Annotated in this window: 10 protein-coding genes; 4 read left to right on the forward strand and 6 right to left on the reverse strand. The window is 69.4% G+C overall.

Annotated elements, in window-relative coordinates:
* Positions 1-136 precede the first annotated feature (136 nt).
* From QE410_RS00025 to QE410_RS00035, 3 genes are all read left to right on the forward strand, one after another.
* Positions 137-2,839: a LamG-like jellyroll fold domain-containing protein gene (locus QE410_RS00025; protein ID WP_307326454.1), complete on the forward strand. Its 2,703-nt coding sequence runs from the start codon at positions 137-139 to the stop codon at positions 2,837-2,839.
* 142 nt (positions 2,840-2,981) lie between these two features.
* On the forward strand, positions 2,982-6,572 hold the full coding sequence (locus QE410_RS00030; RefSeq protein WP_307326456.1) for a LamG-like jellyroll fold domain-containing protein: 3,591 nt from the start codon (positions 2,982-2,984) through the stop codon (positions 6,570-6,572).
* Between the two features lie 269 nt (positions 6,573-6,841).
* Positions 6,842-7,027, forward strand: a complete 186-nt coding sequence (locus QE410_RS00035; protein ID WP_307326458.1) for a hypothetical protein — start codon at positions 6,842-6,844, stop codon at positions 7,025-7,027.
* Between the two features lie 471 nt (positions 7,028-7,498).
* Here the strand turns inward: QE410_RS00035 and QE410_RS00040 are convergent, their stop codons facing one another.
* The 6 genes from QE410_RS00040 to QE410_RS00065 form a co-directional block, all read right to left on the reverse strand.
* Positions 7,499-11,641: a beta-L-arabinofuranosidase domain-containing protein gene (locus tag QE410_RS00040; RefSeq protein ID WP_307326460.1), complete on the reverse strand. Its 4,143-nt coding sequence runs from the start codon at positions 11,639-11,641 to the stop codon at positions 7,499-7,501.
* Between the two features lie 172 nt (positions 11,642-11,813).
* Complete coding sequence (locus QE410_RS00045; RefSeq protein WP_307326462.1) at positions 11,814-13,745, reverse strand: glycoside hydrolase family 127 protein; 1,932 nt, start codon at positions 13,743-13,745, stop codon at positions 11,814-11,816.
* A 1-nt stretch (position 13,746) separates the two neighbouring features.
* Positions 13,747-14,565: a carbohydrate ABC transporter permease gene (locus QE410_RS00050; RefSeq protein ID WP_307326464.1), complete on the reverse strand. Its 819-nt coding sequence runs from the start codon at positions 14,563-14,565 to the stop codon at positions 13,747-13,749.
* On the reverse strand, positions 14,562-15,533 hold the full coding sequence (locus tag QE410_RS00055; protein WP_307326466.1) for a carbohydrate ABC transporter permease: 972 nt from the start codon (positions 15,531-15,533) through the stop codon (positions 14,562-14,564). The genes QE410_RS00050 and QE410_RS00055 overlap by 4 nt, the downstream gene beginning before the upstream one ends.
* A gap of 65 nt (positions 15,534-15,598) precedes the next feature.
* Positions 15,599-16,855: an extracellular solute-binding protein gene (locus QE410_RS00060; RefSeq protein WP_307326468.1), complete on the reverse strand. Its 1,257-nt coding sequence runs from the start codon at positions 16,853-16,855 to the stop codon at positions 15,599-15,601.
* Positions 16,856-16,907: 52 nt separating this feature from the next.
* Positions 16,908-17,933 (reverse strand): LacI family DNA-binding transcriptional regulator, encoded by a 1,026-nt coding sequence (locus QE410_RS00065; RefSeq protein WP_307326470.1) that lies wholly within the window; start codon positions 17,931-17,933, stop codon positions 16,908-16,910.
* Positions 17,934-18,273: 340 nt separating this feature from the next.
* On the opposite strand from QE410_RS00065, the gene QE410_RS00070 reads away from it, so the two are divergent.
* Positions 18,274-20,004 carry an amylo-alpha-1,6-glucosidase gene (locus QE410_RS00070; protein WP_307326473.1) on the forward strand — a complete coding sequence of 577 codons (1,731 nt, stop codon included), beginning with the start codon at positions 18,274-18,276 and terminating at the stop codon, positions 20,002-20,004.
* Positions 20,005-20,078: the final 74 nt, after the last annotated feature.

A 20,078-nucleotide genomic window follows, 5' to 3' on the forward strand; every position in this document is an offset into this window, starting at 1 on the left:
TCGTGTCGTGATCGTGATCAACCGCGAGCGCGCGGGCCGGCTGCGCGATGCGTTCTTGTCACGCTCGATAGTGAGCGGTAACATCCTCGGAGTCACGCTCTGCGGAGCTTGATCGTCCAGGCAAAGGAGCTCGGAGATGACCGAACGTTTCACCGCCCGCACCGCACCGGCATCCCGGCCCCTGCGGCACCGGCTGCGCACCATTGTGGGAGCAGTCACGGGCACCGCCCTTCTCGTCGGCGGTCTCGTGCCCCTCGCGGCGACCTCCGCCGCCGCCGAGACCGCCGTTCCCACAGCCGGCCTCCGGGCGGAGTACGTCTTCGACGAGACCACCGGCTCGAGCGTCCCCAACAGCGCCTCCACCTCGCTGGGTGCTGCCAGCGTCGTCAACGGCACCGATGCGCTGTGGACCGGATCGTCGCTGGTGTTCACCGGCGGCGACAAGACCAGCCCGACCGCCAGCTGGGTGCGCCTGCCCAACGACGTGCTCGCGGGCGCCCGCTCGGCGACGGTCACGATCGAGACGAAGCTCGACGCCTCGATGAAGAACAACTGGAACTTCCTCTGGAACATCGGCAGCGACTCCCCGACGCGCTCCTACTTCGCCTCCGTGCGCGACAATCCGCGCACCGTCATCACGACGAACGGCGGCGGTGGCGAGGTCAACGCCCGCTCCGGGTCGGCCCTGTCGGCCGACCGGTGGTACAGCCTGACCTCGGTGATCGACGGCGGACGCCTCACCTTCTACGTCGACGGCGAGCAGGTGGCATCCACCCCCACGACGCTGACACCCGCCGACATCACGGATCAGTCGTTCAACGCGATCGGCCGAGCGCCCTACCCCGACCCGATGTACAAGGGCGAGGTGTCGACGTTCCGCGTGTACGACCGGGCGCTGTCGGCGACCGAGGTCGCGAGCGTGTCGACCGCGGACGCCTCGATCCACGCCGCTGCGCACCGCAGTGCCGCTCAGGGCGTGGTCGACGGGCTCGCGGCGGTCACGATCGATGAGACCACCACGACCCTGCCCACCGCGGGCGGCCGCGTGTCGTGGAGCTCGACCGACGCCGGCATCACCGTCGCCGGTGACGGCAAGACGGTCACCACGACGCTGCCCGCCGTCGGGTCCGCGCCCCGGAGCACCACGCTGACGGCGACCGCCACGGTGCGCGGTGTCTCCGCGACGCGGGCTGTGCCCGTCACCATCGAGCCGGCCCGCGCCGCCGACGATGCCTTCGGCTACGCGATGGTGCACTTCGTCGAAGATGCCAACGGCTACGCCGAGAAGATCTACCTCGACGTCTCGCGCGGCGACGACCCCGAGGCGTGGGACCCGCTCAACGGCGGGCAGCCCATCCTGGCCTCGCAGCTGGGCACCACCGGCGTGCGTGACCCGTACCTGACCTACAACCCCGAGACGAAGACGTACTACATCATCGCCACCGACCTGCGCGTGTTCGGCGGCGACCGCGGCACGGGCAGCTGCACCGACTGGTGCTACTGGCAGACGCAGGGCAGCACCAAGCTCAACGTCTGGGAGTCGAAAGACCTGGTCACCTGGAGCGACCTGCGACAGTTCGACGTCGCGCAGTCGCCCGCCGGCAGCAAGGTCGCCGAGCTCGGCATGGCCTGGGCACCCGAAGCGACGTGGGTCCCCGGCTACAACGCCGACGGAAGCGGCGCGTTCGTCCTCTACTGGTCGTCGACGATGTACGACAACACCGCGCACACGGGTTCCAGCTACTCGCGCGTGCTGTGGGGCGCGACCACCGACTTCACGCAGCAGACCTACCGCTACGGCGGCACCATGATCGACACCGGCGGCAACGCCATCGACACCACCGTCATCCAGAACGACGGCAAGACCTACCGCGTCACGAAGGACAACGCGTTCGGTCGCGGCATCTACATGGAGTCGACCACAGCGGCGGACTGGTGGAAGCCGACGACGGCGTGGACGACCGTGCAGGAGCGCATCGGCGCGAACTACGCCGGTGGCAACGCCGGCGGCGTCGAGGGCCCCGCGGGCTTCCAGCGCCACGGTGAAGACGAGTGGTACCTCTACGTCGACGTGATCCCCTCCATCGGGTACCGCCCCATGCAGACGACGAACCTCGACGCCGGGTTCACCCCGCTGGTGTCCGACACGTTCTCGATGGCGCCCAGCACCAAGCACGGCGGGATCGTCCCGCTGACGTTCGGCCAGTACGACGGGATCCGCAAGGCGGATGCGGCGGCGGTCGTCGCGACCGACCTCGGCGACGCCACCGTGACGCAGGGCGCGACCGCCGCCTCCATCACGGCGGCGCTGCCCCGCGAGGCCCAGGTGACACTGGCGTACGGCCGCGGCACGGCCGCCCAGCCGGTGACGTGGAAGCTCGACGGCGTGGATGCCACCCGCCCGGGCACCTACCCGGTCACCGGCACGGTGCGCACGATCGGCGCGAACCTTAACCAGTGGGTGGGCGCGGGCGGATCCACGGCCTGGAACGCCGGCGACCGCCGTCTGTTCAGCTCCACCGTCCTCACCGTCACCGCCGACGTCGTCGTGACCGCCCCGGCGCTCACCGTCACGGCCACCGCCGAGACGCGCTGCGTCGCGGGCAAGCCCATCATCGCCGCGCGCGTCGCGAACGGCGGCACCGAGGCCGTCGCGCTCACGATCGCCTCCCCGCACGGCTCGAAGTCGATCGCCTCGCTGGCGGCGGGCAAGACCGCGAGCGCGACCTTCACCGCGCGGACCACCGCCCTCGCCGCGGGCGAGGTCACCGTCACGGCGAAGGCCGGTTCGGCGACCACCACGGTGACCGCCCCCTACACCGCGACGACCTGCCGCTGACCCGACGAGGCCACCGGGGTCGCCCCCGCCCGCGCGGTGGGCGGCCCCGGGGCACCGAGAATCCCTCACCGATGATCGGTCACCGATGACCAGTCACCGACCACCCCTCCCTGACGATCCCTCACCGCCGAGAAAGAAGTCCATGGTGAAACCGAAAGCCCCTCTTGCGATCCTGGTGGCCGCGAGCCTGACGGCGGGAGCGCTCACGATGGGCGCCGCCCCCGCCGCCGCCGCGATCCCCAGCCCCATCCTGTCGTACGACTTCTCGACCTCTGCGGGCATCGGCTCCGGCGTCGCCGCGGGAGGCGTGATCGCCGACAACGCCGGCACGCACGCCGGAACCGTGCGCGGAGCCGGAGCGACCGTGGTGGCCGGCCCGCGAGGTTCCAGCGACAAGGCACTGCGCCTTCCGGGCGGATCGGCGGGCTCCACGGCGGCGTTCGTCGAGATCGCGCCGGGTCTGACCACGGCCGCCACCACCGACGTGACGATGTCGGCGTGGATGCGCTGGGAGGGCAACCAGAGCTGCGCCTGGGCGTACACGCTGGGCCAGTCGTCCGACCGCTATCTCTTCAGCACCCCCGAGTGCGGCGGCCGGCTGTTCGGCGCCGTCAAAGCCGGCAGCGAGCAGCGCGCCGTCGACGACGCTCCGGCCGCCGTCGGGCGGTGGACGCACGTCGCCGTCGTTCTGCGCAGCGGGGTGAGCGTCTCGACCTATGTCGACGGCGAACTGGCCCAGACCACTCCGACGGGTGCGACCGGGGCCGCGACCGTGGGCACCTCGACGTTCTCGGGTCTGCTCGGCAAGTCGTTCTACGGTCCCGACCCGTTCTTCATCGGCGCGCTCGATGACGTGCACGTCTACGACCAGGCGCTGACCGCCGCGCAGGTGAAGGAAGACGCCGCGCCCGCCGCGGCCGCCATCGCGCGCGCCGACGCCGACGCCGCGCGCCCGCCGGTCTCGGGCACCGTCACCTCCGACATCGCCCTGCCCACCAGGGGCGCGGGCGGATCGACGCTCACCTGGGCCAGCAGCAACCCGGCCGTGATCGACGCCACCGGCAAGGTGACGCGTCCCGCGGCCGGCTCTCCCGACGCCACGGTCACCCTGACGCCCACGGCCGCCTTCGCGGGTGCCACGGCCACCGGTGCGACCGCAACCCTCACCGTGCGCGCCGACAGCGACACCGACGCCGCCGAGCGCCTGCGCGCAGCCCTCGTGGTGCCGCCCGTCGTCGCGTCGGGCACGAGCCTGCCCGAGGCGAGCGGCTACAGCATCCAGTGGAGCGCCGACGGGGCGGACCTCGCGTCGCCCGTGCTCACGAACACCACGGCCTCCGATCAGGTGCGCCAGGTCACGGCGCGCGTGAGCGTGGGGGCGAGCACCGTCGAGAAGACCTTCACGGTGACGGTGCTCAGCGCATCGACCGGCCGCCAGCTGGTCTCGTACACCCGCAACGCCACGGGCGAGCACGACGCCAACCATGACTCGGTGGCGCACAGCCTGCACCTGGCGCTGGGCACGTCGGTCGACGACGCGGCGCCGTTGTACAAGAACGGCGGCGTGGTCTTCGCCGAGGGCGAGTTCTTCGCGGTCGACCGCATCGACCACCGCGGCATCTCGAATCCGTCGCTGTTCACGTTCGCCGACGGAACCATCGGCGTCATCGCGACGCGCGTGCTGCAGGGGGGAGGAGCCGACGGCACCGAATCTTCGAGCGCTCTCGTGTTCAAGGCGCGCGACGCCTCCGCCACCGACTTCGACGAGCTCGGCCTGATCGATCTGGGAACCACCGGCGGCGTCGTCGCCCCTCGCGCGGTCTACGACTCCGCCGAGAAGCGTTACCTCGTCTCGTGGACGGATGCCACGGGCGCGGCGAAGTCGACCACCGTCACCGACCTCGCCCGCACCGAGATGCGCACCGCGCCGTTCTGGCCGGAAGACGGGGGCAAGCGCTCCTGGGTCGTCACCGAGGGCAACCGGGGCGAGGTGCGCTCCGGCAATGCCCTGACCGTGGCATCCCCCGACCTCTCCGGTTTCGCCGGCCGTGTCGCCGACGCCCGGCCCGCCGGCACGCTGGCCGTGTCCGCCGCGACGGCGAAGTCGCTGACCGACCGGCTCGGTCGTGTCGTCAACACGGGAGTGACCGTCGACCCGCAGACCATCGCGCCGGGGGGCACGGCCGCGCTCGCGAAGACGAAGGCGAAGCTGGCGTACTCCGACGGCTCGACGGGACAGCTCGGCATCGACTGGAACAAGGAGCAACTCGACCGTCTCGCCACGGCCGGCCCCGGCACCTACACCCTGTCCGGGACCGTGCGCCAGCGTCAGTACGCGGAGCCCTTCGCCTACAACCGGGCCGACCCGACGATCTACCGGTACGAGCGCGACGGCAAGACGCGCTACCTGTTCATCGCGACCGATGACACCAACAACAACAACATCGCGTCTGCCCACCTGCCGATCCGCGTCGCCGACACGATCGATCAGCTGGCCGACGACAACGGCGGACGCGACCGTGAGGTCGATCTGCTCAACCGCTACACGCGCGGCGACCGCACCACCGACGGTCGTGTGATCGCCGGATGCTACTGGGCCCCGGAGATCCACGAGATCGGCGGCAAGCTGTCGATCCTCTTCGCGCCGTGCTTCAACCCGTCCAACTCGCAGTCGAACGAGGGTGGGCAGTGGTACACGGTGCAGGCGCACATCATGCAGCTGCGCGACGGCGGCGACCCCGGCAACCCCGCCGACTGGTCGAAGCCGGCTGCCATCCTGAAGTCCGACGGCTCGGCGCTGGGCCGCGCGGAGTTCGGGCGCAACATCAGCCTCGACATGACGTACTTCGAGTCGGGTGGCACCGCGTACTACGCGTGGTCGCAGCGGTACACCCCCGAGGGGGCGCCGCTCAGCGACCCGGCGACCTGGATCGCGAAGGTCGACCCGGCCGACCCGACCCGCGTCATCGGCACCCCCGTGCCGATCATCGTGCCGAGCATGTCGTTCGAGGAACGCCTGGCCGAGGGGGCCTTCGCCATCCAGCGCAACGGCCGTATCACCCTGGTCTACTCGAGCGACGGGGTCAGCCCGAAGTACATCGTGGGCGGCGCCTGGGCGGACGAGTCCAGCGACCTGACCGACATCGACAGCTGGCACAAGTACGACATGCCCCTGCTCAAGAGCGAGGCGATGCCGGCGGGCGTGTGGGACTACCGCACCTACGAGCAGGGTCCGGGCCACGGAGCGGTCACGACCGACGAGGACGGCAACGACCTGTACGTCTACCACACGTGGGGCGACGGCGTCGGCGGCAACGGACGCGACACACGCATCACCCGCATCCACTACGCGGCGGGCGACCGACCGATCTTCGACATGACCCGCGACGAAGAGGTGCTGCCCTCCCTGCGCACCGTCACGACGACGGTCACGGTGACCGCCCCGCTGAGCGTCGCGGCCACCGCGGCGACGCGCTGCATCGCGGGGAAGGTGACGCTCGTGACGACCGTGAAGAACACCAGCTCGGTCGGCGTCGATGTCACGCTCGACACGGCCTGGGGCAAGAGGGCGGTGGGTTCCGTCGCCGCCGGTGCCACGACGTCGGTCGCCGTCGCCACCCGTTCCGCCTCGATTGGCGCCGGATCGGTTCGCGTCTCGGCCACGGGTGTGGTCGACGGCGCGTCCGTGTCGACGCAGGCGTCCCCCGCCTACGCGGCGCGAACCTGCGGCTAGGCGGTGAACGGGGAGGGCGGGCGCGATGGTCTTCGCGCCGTCCTCCCCGAGCCGCGCCGTCGCACCGCCCCGAGTGAACCCGCGTCCCGCGCCCGTCCGCCTCGTCTGGGGCGGGCGGGCGCGGCCACGTGGGGAGACAGACTCTGGGCGAGTGCATAGTTAGCGGGAACATCGCCGAGCTAAAATGGAACGAGAACCCCGCCCGTCGGCACAGCTGACGGACACGCACAGGGCTGACGACGTCGTCAGCCCTCCGGAAGGACCCCCCGATGGCCGGACGCCAGATCCTCACACTCCTCGCCCATGGGCTGCTCGCCACTTCGGCCGTCGCCCCCGCGGGCGTGGCTGCGTGGCAGCACCTCGACCTCGACCTCGACAACAGCGCCGTCTCGCTGATCGCCGAGGGCGAGCCCGACCTGCTGTATATCAACGGTCGCGCTTTCGTCATCGAATGACGTCGTACGGCCACGGCCGAAGGGTCGCGACCGACCGCTGCTGATCAGCCCGCACCCCCGCCGCGCTGACCATGCTTCGCGCAGGGCGACGAGCCCTGTTCCGTCGGGCGTCGCGCCTCCGACCATGCTTCGCGCCGGGCGGCGAGCCCTGTTCCGTCGGGCGTCGCGCCTCCGACCATGCTTCGCGCCGGGCGGCGAGCCCTGCTCCGTCGGGCGTCGCGCCCCGGACCCCCGAACTCCCGCGCGCTCGAACCCTGAGCCCTCGAGGCGAGCGTCCGTCCCCCGCTCATCCCGGCCCTCGTGCTCCCACGCCCGCCACCGGTCCGGTGCACTCGATGATCGCGCCTCGCCGCCGAGAACCGCCGCCCGCGGCGCACGAAGAACACCCCGAGACATCCGGGGATGCCTCGGGGCGTTCGGGATTGGATGCCGTGGGCGGCCGCGCGTTCGCGTCAGCCGCCCACGGGCGTCTCAGCTGCAGCTGCGGGCGTCGTACCCCGCCTTCTGCGTCGTGGTGACCGTCTTGCCGTCGACCTGACCGGTCGCCGTCACCGAGACCTCCCCGGCGGGCATCTGCGCCTGCCGCACCGTGAAGGCCTGCGCGGTGCTCTTGCCCGGGGCGACGGACGCGACGGTCTTCTGGCCGTGCGGTGTGGAGATGGCCATCGACACCGTGACCGCGCTGGTGTTCTTCGCCGTGACGGCGAGGGTCACGCGGCCCGCGACGCACCGCGACGTGGCCGACACCTCGGTGGTGAGCGTCGGGGGAGCCGCGGCCCGCACGATCTGGATGCGATACGTCTTGGCCGTCGTGTGGTCCTGCGCCAGCGAACGCAGCGTCAGCGTCGTGGGCGCCCCGTCCGCCGACAGGGACACCGTGCGCTTCTGCGTGTCGTCGATGAGGATGTCGCCGACGTAGACCAGGCCGCTGGGGGTGGCCGGGTCGGCGTCGAACGTCGCCGTCGTGGCATCCCGAGGAACCGTCACGGTGTAGTCGTACGTCCCGTCAGCCAGCTTCGGGCTGAGGGTGCCGCCGTCGAAGGTGAGCGCGTTCAGGTCGGCATCGGTGGCGTAGGTGGTGGTCGTGGTCGTGTAGACCCCGAACACACCGCCGACGTAGCTGGTGCCGTTGCCCTGGAAGCGCACGGTGATGATGGGGATCTTGTTCCCCTTCTCATCGAGCACGTAGTTGCCGGCCTGGTCGCGCTTGTAGCGGTCCTTCGCGGCGATGTCGGCCAGCGCCGAGGCGGGGATCTCGTCGTACTGCACGTAGAACGAGTTCGCCCCGTTGGCGTTGGTGACGCGCTCGGACTTGAACTTCACGTCGTTGATGTAGACGTCGAACGTGCGGCCGTTGTCACCGCCGAAGTACCGCACGCCGAGGTAGTTCTTCGCTGCCGACTGGTCGACGGCCATGTCGTACTGGAAGAACGCCTCGGTCGACATCTCACCGTCGCGGTACTGCTGTCCGAGCCACGTCCCCACCGAGGAGCGGTTGAACTTGTAGTTCTTCCCCGCCTCGCTGTTGTTGTTGTCGAACGAGGTGAGGGCGTCCGTCGTCATCTCGTCGATGCGGAGCTTCTCCTTGTCGCTCTTGATGAGCGCCTGCGCCGCCGCGGAGTCGGGCTGGATGAGGTTCATGTACAGCGCGTACCGGGCGTTGTACATGCTGTAGTACGGCTCGAAGGTCAGCGCAGCGGAGGCGGCGTCGACGTTCTGCAGTGTGAACTTCATCACGGTGCGACCGTTGTTGTCGGCGCCGTTGGCCTGACGGACGAGGTTCTTCTCGATGTCCTTCTTGAAGGCCTCGACGTCGGCCACGCGGACGCTGTTGGTGACCGACTTGTCGGCCACGCTGGTGCGCACCAGGATGCCGGCGGGCGAGGTCGCCTCGACGTTGGTGCGGTTCAGCTCGGCCGAGAGCACGACCGGTCCATAGCGGAACGCGACCCAGTTGGGGTCTTCGGTGCCGGCCTCGACCTGCACCTTGGCGGGGAGCGTGTACGCGATCTCGTCGCCGGCCGAGACCGGCACCACCACGTAGCCCTTGTCGGTGGCGGCGGCGACGTCACGCGTCTGGCCGTTCACCGTGAGGGTGGGGTTCGGCGACCACGACGGCACGCGCAGGCGCAGGGTGGTGCCCTCCGCCAACGTCCCCCCATCGAGAGCGGCGACGGTGAAGGTGGCCGTGTCGGTGTTCGGGATGTCCGCCGTCTGCGTCAGCTTCAGGTTCTGCGGCTTCGACGAGAACTCCGTCGAGCGGAACATGTTCACGTACACCGACTGACCCTTGCGGAAGTAGATCGAGTCACCGAGCTTGGTGAAGCTCTCGGTGGCCGTGCCGTGGTCGCACCAGAACTCGTCCTCTTTGCGACCGAACACCTTGGCGTACCCGGCGGTCTGCGGCTGGAAGTACGTCATCATGCCCGTCTCGGGGTTCTGCGACGCGAGGATGGTGTTGATGTAGGTGTTCTCGTAGTAGTCGGCGTACTTCACGTCGGGGCTCACGCGGAACAGGCCGTGCGTGAGCTTGAGCATGTTGTACTCGTTGCACCCCTCGACCGTCGACTGCTCGCCGTAGCCGGTGGTGATGCCGTTCGTGGCGAACTCGTGCAGGGTCCCGGGCTGCTGGAAGTGCTCCGAGTAGCTGTTGCCGCCGCCGATGTACGAGTGGTCGTTCACCACCATCTGCCAGAAATTCTCGGCCGCCCGACGGTACATGTCGAGGTTCGACTTCTCGGCATCCGTCAGACGGGCGTAGAGCGTCGGGTTGTCGGTGAGGACGGTGTAACGCTTGAGGGCGCCCACGAGCTTCGGGATCGTGGTGTTGGCGTGCTTTCCGGCCAGCACGTCCTGGTTCGCAGCGAGCTGCTGGAACAGCGAGACCTCGTCGAAGAGCTCGGCGGCCTTCTTGTGCTGGTCGTTCTCGGTGATGCTGTACAGCTCGTACAGCGCCTCGTTCATGCCGCCGTACTCGGTGCTGAGCAGCGCGCTGGGGTTGGCCTGACGCGAACCCCAGACGTTCAGCCACGAACCGAAGCCGCTCGCGACCGACAGGGCCTTGTCGGAGACGTCTTTCGGCGCGTACTGGTAAGCGTCGATGAGGCCGGCGAGCACCTTGTGCAGGTTGTAGAACGGCACGATGAGACCATCGGCGCCGTGCGGCAGGTACGACACCGGGAAGGGTGCGACGTACCCGCTGTTGGACGGGTCCTTCTGCGCGTAGGCGGCTTGCGCGGCGGCCAGGCCGTCGACCGCGGTGGTGAGCTTCGCCAGCAGCTGGGCCTTTCGACCCTCGTCGGTCTCGGTCGAGTACGCCTGCGACAGCGCCGACACGAAGTGGCCGAAGAAGTGTCCCTGGAAGCGTGCACCGGTGGTGCGCTCCCACCCGCCGTAGGGCTGTGCGGTGGTGGGGATGCCGGCCAGCTGATCGAACGAGTAGAGGAAGCGCTTCGGGTCGAGGGTGAGCAGCCAGTCCACCATCTTGGCGTTGCTGTTCTGCAGGTAGGGGTCGGTGACGAGGACCTCGTTGAGGTCGGTGTCGTCGACGTAGATCGATGTCGACACGCCCTCCTTCGCGACCTCGACCTGGAAGGTCTTGGTGCGCGGGGTGCTTCCGGCATAGGTCGCCGTGGCGGTGAGGGTGACGGTGGTCGTCGCATCCTTCGGGCGCGTCACCGTCGCCTGGCCGCCGTTGACGGCGATCACGGCGGGAGTCGACGAGGTCCACGTGAAGGCCGTGCCGTTGGAGGCGGCCGTGGTCAGGCCGAAGCTCGCCGAGGCGCTGCCGGGCACCGACAGCTGGTCGAGACCGCGCTGCGCCACCTCGGCCGGGTCGAAGGCGGGGTTGTTGGTCTTCGTGAGGGCGACGACATCGGATGCCGAGGCGACGGCGTTGTAGAGCGTGTAGTCGTCGAGCGCGCCGCGGACGAACGACCCGCCGTAACCCGGGCCGTTGAAGCCGATCGACTTCGTGGTCGTGCTCTCGGAGGTCAGCGCGCCCGTGGCATCCCCACCGGTGGGGACGACGATGGAGGAGACCTGCTGCTCGCCGTTGCGGTAGAAGGTGACCGCCTTGGTGGCCTGGTCGTAGGTGACGGCGACGTGCGTCCACTGACCCGCGGGGAAGAAGGCGTCGCGAGAACCGTTGACGGCGACCTTGTAGGGCTGCCCGCTGGCGGGGCCGATCGACAGGGCCAGCGGGGTGTTCGCGTTCTCCGCGGTGAGGTACCACCCGGCGGAGTTGTAGACGCCCTTGTTCCAGGTGAACACCTGCTCACCGGTGCCCATGGCGCCGTCGGGCTTGAACCAGAACGACAGCGTCAGGTTCTCGGGCTGCAGCAGAGCGCTCGTGCCGAGGCCGACGGCGTCGCCGCCGCGCAGGCTCAGGGCGCGCCCGTGGATGCCGTCGACATAGGCGGCCGATCCGCGCAGCATCGAGGTGGGGATCTTGTGGGGGCCGGCATCGGTGAGCGTGTCGTCGAAGGGCAGGTCGAGGACCTTCGCGGAGTCGAGGGTGGCCGCGCCGGCTGCGGTGTGGGTGATCACCGCCGATCCACTGGCGATGATCATCGCGGTCGCGCCGATGGCGACCGCCTTTCGGAACAGGGGCATCATGGTTCCTTTCTGCGGCACTGCAGAACGTGGGGTGAGCGGCGGCTCGTCCCTCGTCGCCGGGAGTCGGCGACGAGGTCGAGAGCCAGAACTGAATGTTATCGGTAACAGGTGGAAAAGGCGACAGGTTCTCTGCGCAGGACCGCCTGAGATCGAGGCCGCGGCACAGCGTTCACTCCACGGGGAGGAAGACGCGCATGGTGGTCGGCCACCGCTGCGCCCACCGGTGGTAGGGGATCACCGAGACGGGGATCCGCTTGCGGGCGATCGTCGCGCTCGGGGCTCCGTACGGCACCTGGCCGGGAGGGATGGCTCGTGTCATGCGCACACGGACGTCGATCTGGGCGCCGTCCCCGTGGATCCTCGGCGCAGACGTCGTGTCGATCGCGATGTCGTGCAGGTCGATGCCCGGGGGCAGGTCGGTCTGCTCGACGCACAGCACCAGTGGTCCCCGTTCGACCGCCACGCTCGCCCGAACGGCGTCGATGCGGGGGTCCGGCCAGGTGAGGCGCGGTGAGACATCGAGGTGGAGCTCGACGACATCCCCCGCCTCCAGGTCGTCGATGTGCGTCCAGCCGGGGCGCACCTCCCGCGTGCTCCTGCCCGAGACCGCGAGGGACGCCGTGGCACTCCACGGCGGTACCCGCAGGCGCAGCCGTCCGCTCGTCGGTGCCGTCACGACGGTGATGCGGATCCGTCCGTCGACGGGGTACTGCGTGTCGACGTCCATCGTGAATCCGGCGACCGTCACGCGCCCCGCCATGTATTGCAGGAGCACCGCGTCGCCGTCGTCGTCGGCCGCGGAGTACCCGGCCAGACTGGCGAATGTCCGCGCCACGTTGGTGGGGCAGCACGACACGTCGAACCACGGCGCACGGCTGCCGCCTTCCGCCCGGGAGTTCACTCCGTCGGTGGGCTCCGCACCGCGCTCGCGCTGGTGCAGGGGGTTGGCGTAGAAGAAGGCCCGGCCGTCTTCGCTCGGCGAGGTCGCGATGACGTTGAAGAGGGTGCGTTCGATGAGATCGGGATAGCGCACGTCGCCGGTCGCCAGATAGAGCCGCCACGCGAACATCACGGATCCGACCCCGGCGCAGGTCTCGCAGTAGGCCCTGTCGGCGGGCAGCTCGAAATCGTCGCCGAACCCCTCGTCCTGGTGGCGCGATCCCATGCCGCCGGTCAGATAGGTGCGGCGTTCGACGGTGCGCGCCCACTGGGCTTCGAGCGCGTCGACGAAGTCGGGATCGTCGTCGTCGACAGCGGCGTCGACGGCCGCGGCGGAGAGGTAGAGCGCCCGCACGGCGTGTCCGCGCAGGACGGTCGCCGATCTGACGGGCAGATCGTCTTGGAAGTACTCGGCCGACAGCAGCGGACGCACGGGGAGGATGCCGTGACCTCGCCGTTCGAGGAAGAGCGCGGCCTGCCGCACGTACCGGTCGTCTCCCGTGGCGCGCCCGAACTCGATCAGCCCGACCTCGATCTCGGGGTGACCGCAGATCGACGGGCGCCCGTACTCGCCGAACTCCGCCCAGACGTGGTCGGCGGCCTTCTTCGCCGTCTCGACGAGCGCGTCCGTTCCGTGCGTGCGCAGCCGGGCGACGGCGGCCTGCAGGAGGTGCCCGATGTTGTAGAGCTCGTGGCCCATGGCCATGTCGCTGTACCGCGCGGGGAGGCCGGGGTGCCCGAAAGCCGTGTTCAGGTAGCCGTCGGCATCCTGTGCCGCACTCACGCGCTCCACGAGGGCGTCGTAGGTCTGCTGGAGGTCGTCGTCGGGCAGACGCCCGAGCTCCCAGGCCATCGCTTCGAGCAGCTTGTAGACCTCGGAGTCGGAGAACTGCCAGCCGGGGCGGTCGGTGGTGCGCTCGCCGCGGGCGACGCGGTCGAAGTTTTCCACCCATCCCAGCCGCTCCATCCACGACAGGCAGTGCTCCAACGTGGCGCGGCGATTGATGTGCTGCCTGTGTCCCCAGAACCCGGACGGGTCGAGGTGCACCTCGTCGATGCCGACTCCCGCACGGCGCGATCGTGGCGGGACGACCGGTGCCGCGGCATCCCGAGGGTGCGACGTGTGGACGGTGCGATCCGCCCGGGGGCCGGTGATGGTCATGTCAGTCCTTCACTGCTCCAGCGGTGACGCCGGCCGCGACGTAGCGCTGTGCCATCACGAGGAGGATCGCAGCGGGGATGGAGGCGACGACCGCGGTGGCCATGATGGCGTTCCATTGGGTGGTGTTGTTGCCGATGAAGTTGTAGATGCCGAGGGTGATGGGGCGCAGCTGGCTGTTGCGGGCGAGGGTGGAGGCGAAGACGAAGTCCGACCACGCCCAGAGGAACGCGAAGAGCGAGACCGTGAGCACGCTGTTGCGACTCATGGGGAGCACGACCGCGGTGAATGTGCGCCACGCACTCGCGCCGTCGACGCGTGCGGCCTGGAGCAGTTCTCTCGGCAGGCCGCTCATGAAGGCCGTGAACAGCAGCACTCCGAAGGGCACCGCGACGGTGGAGTCGGCGAGGATCAGACCCCAGACGCTGTTGAGCAGTCCGACGCGCACGTAGATGGCGTAGAAACCCATCGCCATCACCACGCCCGGGATCATCTGCGCGACGAGCAGGACGAAGTTCAGCGTGCGGCCGCCGCGCAGGTTCAGCAGCGCGATGGCGTAGGCCGCCGGCGCGGCGATCACGACGGTGAGCACGACGCACCCGAATCCGATGAGCATGCTCGTCGCCAGGTTGGGGAGCTGCGTGCGGAAGACGGCGTCGAAGCCCTCGAATGTGGGGTCGAGGGGGATGACGTGGGGCGGGCTGTCGCGCAGGTCCTGGGTCTTGGTCAGCGAGACGTTGACCATCCAGTAGACGGGGAACAGCATGACGGCGGTGAAGAGGATGCCGAGGGCGACTTTCCACGCCGGGCGTCGGGAGTTCATGAGGTCACCTCGCGGCGCTGGATGCGCAGGTAGAAGAAGCCGAAGACCAACGCGATGAGGATGAGCAGGTTGCCCACGGCCGCGGCGGGGGAGAGGTCGGGCTGGCCGGTGCCGAAGGCCTCGCGGTAGGACCAGATCGCCAGGGTGGTGGACGAGTTGGCGGGCCCGCCGGTGGTCATGATCCAGATGATGTCGACGACCTTCAGGGTGTAGACGAGGCCGAGCAGCAGCGTGATGGCCGACACCGGACGCAACAGCGGGAAGGTGATGCTCCAGAACTGACGCCACGAACCGGCACCGTCGAGGGACGCGGCCTCGTACACATCGGCGGGGATGTTCTGCAGACCCGCGTAGAGGATCACCAGGTTGAAGGGGATCCCGAGCCAGATGTTGGCGATGATGACCGAGGTGAGGGCGGTGTCGGGCGAGGTCAGCCAGTTGATCTGCGGACCGCCGAACGCGGTGATGACCGAGTTGACGATCCCGTTGTCGCTGTTCAGCATCCACGACCAGGTGGAGGCCGAGACGATGAGCGGGAGCAGCCAGGGGACGAGGAAGAGTCCGCGGAGGATGCCCGAGAGGGGGAAGGCGCCGCGGAAGAACACGGCGAGTCCCAGGCCCAGCACGTATTGGAAGAGCAGGGAGATCGCGACAAAGGCAGCGGTGTTCCCCAGCGCCTGGGTGAACAGCGGGGAGCCGATCACGTCGATGTAGTTCTGCAGACCCACGAAGGCGGCGTTGCCCTGCACGAATGCGCGCACGGTGTAGTCGTGCAGGCTCAGATCGACGCTGCGCACCAGGGGGAACGCGTAGAAGATCAAGAGGTACACGATGAGGGGAGCCGCGAACCCGACGGCGATCCAGCGCGAGCCGAGCAGGCCCGACGGCGGTCGCTTCCGCCGGGAAGGGACGGTGACCGAGACGGTGTCGGTCGTGGGGGCGGTGTGGCGGCTGAGCGAAATGGTCATGGAGTGTCCCCTCGGGCCCGGGGCGGGAGCGACGGCTCCCGCCCCGGGCGCTCGGTGGTGGAGTGTTACTTTCCGGTTTCCGCGGCCGCCGCGGTCTGCGCGGCCTCGAGGGCGGCTTCGGGGGTCGCCGCGCCCGACAGGGCACTCTGCACGGCGGTCCACAGCTGCTCGGAGATCAGCGGGTACGTCGTTCCGAGGTTGTCGCTGGTGCGTCCCTTGGCGGCCTGCACGGCCGACACCCAGGTCTCGAGGTCGGGGTGCTCCTCGAGGAGGGCTTCCTGGCCTTCCGCGGTCGGCGGGATGTAGTACGCGAACGTGTTCGCGGTCTCGACGAATCCTTCCGGCGTCGTCATGCACTCGATGATCTGGCGGGTGATGTCGTAGCGGGCGGTGTCCTGCTGGACGGGAGCGATGATGAACTCGCCGCCGTTGGGCGCAGCTGCCGCGCCGCCGTTCTTGGCGGGCAGGGTGATGACACCGGTCTGGAAGGGGGCCTCGGCCGCGCTGTTGACCTGCCAGGTGCCGTTCTCGGCGAAGGCGAACTCGCCGGTCAGGAATTCCTCCCAGACCGTGTTCTGCGAGTTGGTGATGACGGAGTTGGGTGCGTAGCCGCCGTCGACCCAGCCCTTCCACAGCGTGAGGGCCTCGATGGCCTCCGGCGAGTCGAGCTGCGAGAGCTCGGCGCCGGCGCCCCAGAACCAGGGGAGGAACTGGAACGACCCCTCTTCGGTGTTCAGGGCCGAGAAGGTGATACCTCGCTTGCCCGTGCTGGAGACCTTCGCGAGCGCGGCGTCGAGCGAGGCCCAGTCGGTGATGGACGCGGGGTCGACCCCCGCGGCGGCGAGGAGGTCGGCGTTGTAGTAGAGGGCGAGGGTGTTGGCGCCGACGGGGATGCCGTAGGTCTGCCCGTCGAGTTCGCCCGCGGCGAGGAGGTTCGCATCGATGCTCGAGACATCGAGCCCCAGCTCATCGACGGTCGAGACCATGCCCGTCTCCGCGAGGGTGGACACCGCCGGGTTGTCGAGCAGGATGACGTCGGGGGAATTGTTCTCCTGCGCGGCCAGCAGCGCCTGGTTGGTGAGCGCGGTGGTGTCGTACGCCGTGCGCTGGATCGTCACGCCGGCGGCGTCGCCGCAGGCTTGAACGCGGTTGGCCCAGTCCGAACCCTCCTCGTGCTGCGGGTACGGGTCCCACCAGGTGTAGGTGCCGGATTCGGCGTTCGAGTCGCCACCGGAAGGGGTGCTGGAGCAGCCGGCGAGAGCGCCGACGGCGGCGAGGGTGGTGACGAGCGCGATGGGCGCGCGCAGGGATCTGGCGATCATGGTGTTCCTCCTTGAACGGGGTGACTGGTGTCGTGCAGTCGGGGTGACGGCGTCAGCGGACGTCGTGAGGGGGCGGTGGTGCGCCGACGGATCCGCGCTCGGTGATGACGGGCGGGATCAGTTCGACGACGTGGTCGGACGTGTGGTTCTCGATGTGACGGACGAGCTGTTCGACCGCGCGGCGCCCCAGTTCGGCGGCTGCGCTTTCGACAGCGGAATAGGGGAGCGAGAAAGTGCGGGCGAAATCGTCGGAGTACCGGCCGATGACGGAGAGGTCGTCGGGCGCTCGGAGATGACGCGAATGAAGGACACTGGGCAGGGCGGCCGCGGCGGCTTCGTTGTTCACCAGCAGACCCGTGGCGTTCGGGTGCGCGTCGAGGATGCGGTGCAGATCGGCGCCGATCTCGGGTTGAGCGGATGCGCCGCAGTACGCGTGCAGCCGAACCCCGAGCTCCTGCGCGCGAGAGCGTGCGGCGTTCGCGAGACGCCAGACGTAGGCGCCCCCGCGTTCCACGACGTGCTGCGGCTGCGAGACGAGCACCATCTCCCGGTGGCCCAGACCGTAGAGACGGTCGACCATGAGCCGGCCGGCAGCAGCGAAGTCGAGGTCGAAGACGTCGAGACCGTGCGGATCGCTCGGCAGGCCGATCAGCGCTCCCGGTTGGACGGCGCCACGCAACAGCTCCAGCCGCTCGTCGTGTTCGGCCACGTTGAGAAGCACGAAGCCATCGACCATCCGCGAGTCGGAGATGCGCTTGAGCGCCTTCACGCCGTCTTCCTCGGTGACCATCAGGGTGTCGTACCCCAGCTCGCGCGCCCGGTCGGTCACGCCCAGGATGTACTGCAGCATGGCGGGGGCGAACTCGTCGGCGAGGAACTGAGCGAACAACGCGATGACGTTCGTCTGCGACGTGGCCAGGGCGCGCGCGCCGGCGTTCGGCGTGAAGTTCAGGGAGCGGATGACGGCCTCGACCCGCTCGCGCACCTCGGGGGAGATGGACCTTTTCCCCGACAGGGCGTAGGACACGGTGCTGCGCGAGACACCGGCCGCCTTCGCGACATCACGGATGGTGGCCATGCGAACCCCTCTCCGTCGAACCGGTTCTCCTGCGAACCGGTTCGACAATAGGTCACGTGCGTAGGTGCCGCAAGAGATACGTGTCGCGGATGCGTGACGTCGCCGAAGGGGACGTCGACGGAGCGGACCCGTCCGGTGGCGCACTCGCCGGCGGCCCGCGCGGCGAGCCACGTGCGAAAGCGGTCCGTCCCGCAGGAAGCGCTGCCGGTGGAACCGATAGTAGGCTCATCGAACCGGTTCTCCTGAGGGTCTTCCACGGTGTCGTCGGCACGACCTCGGAGCCGCCCGGCGACGTCGCCATGATCGTCGCGCGGGATACGACAGCGAAGTGGAGACCTGCATGACGAGCACCATCCCCGCCTTTGACGTGCGGCATGTCCCCTTCAGCAGGCGCGGCGCCTGGATCAACCTCTCTCCCGTCGTCGCGGCGCACACGACGGTCGAAGATGTCCACCTCGTGTCGCACCGCACGGGCATGCACGCGGTCCTGTCGTTCCGGCCCGCCGGGCCGGATGCCCAAGCCGCGTGGGGGGTCGACGCCGATGCCTCCCGCCTGCGCTGGTCGGACGGCTCCCGGTCCGTCTGCGCCGTGTTCGCGTCCCCCGACGTCGTGCGGGTCCGGGGCGACGCCGGCACGTCCATGCGCGTCGCCGAGGCCGCTGCCGAGCTCACCCCGTTCACCGGCACGTACCTCTTCCGCGATCCGCGCGACGGAAGTGCGGTGTTCACCTCGTACGAGACGGGATGCCGTTATCGCGTGACCCTCCTCCGGGGCGCGCTCGACATCGAGGGTTCGGAATCCCTGGCCGCCGCCACCCGAGCGGTCACGGTGACGAGTGAGGGCACCGGGTGGGAGATCGCGATCGAGGAGTACGAGACCTCACGCCCGCCGTACTCGCCCACGAGCACGTTCGACGCCTGCGTCGACGACGTCGCAGAGGAGTTCGGCGCCTACGCCGACGCGGTCGCGCCGTGGGCCGGCGAGGCAGACGCCCCCTCGTCGGTGCGCGATGCCTCGCTGCTCGCCGCCTACGTCCTGTGGTCCGCCACCGTCTCGCCCGCCGGCTTCTTCGCGCGGGAGTCGGTGCTGATGTCGAAGCACTGGATGGACAAGGTGTGGAGCTGGGATCACTGCTTCAACGCCCTCGCCCTGGCATCCGGTCTTCCCGATCTCGCCCTCGATCAGTTCTTCGTCCCGTTCGACCATCAAGACCCCTCCGGCGCCCTTCCCGATTCGGTCGCACACTCCGAACGGCTGTACAACTTCGTCAAGCCCCCCATCCACGGGTGGGCGTTGCGGCGACTGCGGGAAGAGGGTGTCGAGCTCACTCCCGCCCAGCTGTGGGACGCCTACGACAGGCTCGGCCGGTGGACCCGCTTCTGGCTCGAGCACCGTCGCATCCCGGGGCACGCGCTGCCGCACTACCAGCACGGGAATGACAGTGGGTGGGACAACGCCACCACCTTCGACCGCCATCGCGTCATCGAGTCGCCCGACCTCGCCGGCTTCCTGCTCGTGCAGCTCGAGGTGCTGGCCGACCTCGCCGACGAACTCCACGACGACCCCGCGCCCTGGCGGGCCGAGATGGCGGCGATCTCCGACGGGCTGCAACAGCTCTGGACCGGTGACGGGTACGTGGCCCGCGGGGCCGTCGACGGTGAGGATGCCACGCGCTCGAGCCTGTTGCCCTCGCTCGCCATCGTGGCCGCCGACCACCTCTCCGTCACCGTCCGAGACGCCCTCGCCGACGGCATCCGCCCCTTCGTCACCACCTGGGGGCCGGCCACCGAACGCCCCGACAGTGCGCACTACGCGCGCGACGGCTACTGGCGCGGTCCGATCTGGGCGCCGTCGACCCTGCTGATCGAGGACGGGCTGCGCCGCGCCGGTCGTGACGACCTGGCCGACGAGATCGGCTCGCGCTTCCTGCGGCTGTGCGAGAACGGCGGCTTCGCCGAGAACTTCGACGCCCAGACCGGAGAGGGACTGCGAGACCGCGCCTATACGTGGACGGCTGCGGTGTACCTCATCCTCGCCCGCGACGCGTCGAGGCGTTCCGCGCGATACTGAAGATCGTCGGCGACGGCCTCTTGCGGCGTCGACATACGGTCGTTAGCGTAGTCGAACCAGTTCGATGATGAGGG

This window comes from Microbacterium sp. SORGH_AS_1204 (assembly GCF_030818935.1).
Classification (GTDB): domain Bacteria; phylum Actinomycetota; class Actinomycetes; order Actinomycetales; family Microbacteriaceae; genus Microbacterium.